3 protein-coding genes are annotated in these 2,584 nt (G+C 38.1%); all 3 read right to left on the reverse strand.

The genetic code is table 11. The features are described from left to right. Nucleotides 1–557: 557 nt before the first annotated feature. A complete protein-coding gene (locus C0V77_RS22825) occupies nt 558–1,496 on the reverse strand; it encodes a hypothetical protein (RefSeq protein WP_101728704.1) in 939 nt (312 codons plus the stop codon). A gap of 87 nt (nt 1,497–1,583) precedes the next feature. Next, on the reverse strand, nt 1,584–2,123 hold the full coding sequence (locus C0V77_RS22830) for a helix-turn-helix domain-containing protein (RefSeq protein WP_101728705.1): 540 nt from the start codon (nt 2,121–2,123) through the stop codon (nt 1,584–1,586). A gap of 55 nt (nt 2,124–2,178) precedes the next feature. Continuing rightward, nucleotides 2,179–2,481, reverse strand: coding sequence for a helix-turn-helix domain-containing protein (locus tag C0V77_RS22835; RefSeq protein ID WP_101728706.1), 303 nt, complete (start codon nt 2,479–2,481; stop codon nt 2,179–2,181). Nucleotides 2,482–2,584: the final 103 nt, after the last annotated feature.

The following is a 2,584-nucleotide window of genomic DNA, read 5'->3' on the forward strand; positions in this document are numbered from 1 at the left end:
TTTGAAGAATTGTACTACCAAAAAATAGGTTCAAAAAGTAAATATTTGTCTTTTAATAATTCGCAAAAAGTGTAAACTAAAAATGAACCACGTCAAACTTCCTCTGTATCTGATTGTGGTCAGAGATAAAAGGGGTAGCCAATCACCAATGTATCTGCTTACTTCTTGTCCCGTTCTGTCTAACACAGATGCTTGGCAAATGCTACATTCTTATATGCATCGGTGGAACATTGAACAAAGTTTTAGAGTAGGAAAAGCCGAATTAGGCTTAGAATCACCAAGACTCTGGTTCTGGGAGAATAGACTTAAACTTATGGCAATTGTTACTTTAGTTTATGACTTCTTGCTTTCAATGCTGCGAAACTGGGGTAATTTCATCCCTTTACTCCTTAAAAACTGGTGTCATAGAACAGGAAATCGGTACCGAAATGCTTCGATACCGATTTACAGATTAAGATTAGCCATCTCTAATTGTTTAATCGCATTATTTTGGCTAGCTCTTAATCAAAATTCGGGATGACTCATGTTGTTAATAGATAAAAATGCTTAAGCGGGCATTATTCAATGCTGAATTTCTCTTTCTTACAATCCAGAATCAATTTGTGGTTCAGCAATAGTTTATTACCTATCATGCCTTCCATGCCTGAGCTTCTCATTAAAAAGTTTTGCATGGCAGATGTACCTTCCACATAAGTTACCTCTGTCAACGCCATATCGGTTTGCCCTATTTGTATAGTTTGGCTGGCTGGTGCAGTAATAACCTTTAGGGGGTTACCCCATGAATTTCCTTTCTCGGTTTTAATTCTGCCACCTTTATTGCGGTAGTTTTTCCAATCTTCCTGGCTGGTTATTAGTTCATAATTGCTGCTGCCTGAATCATAAAGTAATTGAAGGTTTTTGTTCTGTAACCTGGCAGGCAAAATAATGCGGCGTTTTTTGAATTCAAAATCTACAAATCCGGTGGTTGGCAGGTTTTCTGTAAAAGAACAGCTATTGTGCTTAAAATCTAGGGTGGTAATTCTTTTTTCCAGCAAGTCGGTACCAATAGTGCCAATAATATTAATTGCATCGGGCTTAGAAAAATCCAGTTTTTCTCCGTAATTGATTAATTGAAAACTACCGGAGGAGACCTCCATTTTGCCGATGCTGAATTGAAGTGCTACCTGATTTTGCATTATATCTGGCATTACCAGCTTTGGATACATTTTCTGAACCGAAGCCAGCGATTTGGCATAAAACAAGGTAACTGGCGACCCAAAATCTATCTGCATAAAAAATGGCTGTTCAATACCTTTTAAATTCACCTGTAAAAACATGGCCGAATAGGGGTTTTTATCGGTTACATTCCATTGAATGGGTACATTTTCTGCCTCATGATAAACTGAAAGATAGTTGTCTGGCGGGGTGAATTTTCTATCAAAGTAAAAGTGGCCACCTACCATTGTTAAGGCAACAATTGCTACTAAAATAAGGGTAATTTTCTTAAATGTCTTCATTGTGTTTTTTTGTGGCAATTTTTCGGTTTTGAATCGATTTCCGACAAAAAATGCTACGACACTTTTACGACATTTTAGCGAAAAGCCCTATAAGAAGCTGGCTTTGAGCTTGATTTGTAATTCGTTCCTGTGGTTCAGGCTCATTCCGTTTCTGATAATGACAAATAGCTTGATGGATATTATGCCAATAAGAGGAATCAAAAAAAGCGGAAACCTGATGGCCAGCCATTTTTGGATAAATGGACTGAGTATCATCATGATTGAGAGAATAACCGATAGCACAATCTGAAGGCTTACAATGTGTTCCCCCAGCTCTTTATTATATAAATCTTTGGTTTTGTGGGTTAAAATTAAAGGGAATATAATATTGCCATAAGGTATAATAAGCCCCAATAGGGCCGACCGGTTGATTAATTTTGCGCGGCTTAAGTCTGTAGCCGGCTTGTGAGGCAATAAATTGTCTGGGGCTGTATCCAGTACTTTTGCCAGCGTTTTCAGGGTAAAACCTTTCAAGACACTACCTGCCTCAATTCTCTGAATGGTCCGTAAAGAAAGGCCAGATTTTTCAGCCAGTTCGGTTTGTGTCAAATTTTTAGCCTCCCTCAGCATTCTAAGCCTGTTTTCCATTGGGTTGGTGCGTATGTTTAAATTTATGAAACTGTATAAAAACGCTGTATTTCAGCTATACCTGTTTTTCCTTGCCCACTATAGAGCTGCGATACTCGTTTCCCCATCTGATAATTTCATCTATTATAGGGTTTAAGGTCTTGCCAAACTCGGTAAGTGAATATTGAACTGTAACAGGCCGGGTATCGAGTATTGTTCTTGAAACCAGTTGGTTCATTTCCATATCCTGCAATTCTTTGGCAAGCATTTTGGTACCAATTCCATCTACCTCGCGCAGTAAATCCATAAACCGCAGGTGGTCTCTTTCCATTAAGGTACCCAGTATATGAAACTTCCACTTGCCCGATAATATTTCCATGGTGTCTTTAGAGCCTGTTTAAAAATAGCTAATAAAAAATAATAAGAGCATCTAATGCTCGCCGAAAAACACTTTCTTTGAAGTGACCAAACAAAAAAGAGAA

This window comes from Emticicia sp. TH156 (assembly GCF_002855535.1).
Classification (GTDB): domain Bacteria; phylum Bacteroidota; class Bacteroidia; order Cytophagales; family Spirosomataceae; genus Emticicia; species Emticicia fluvialis.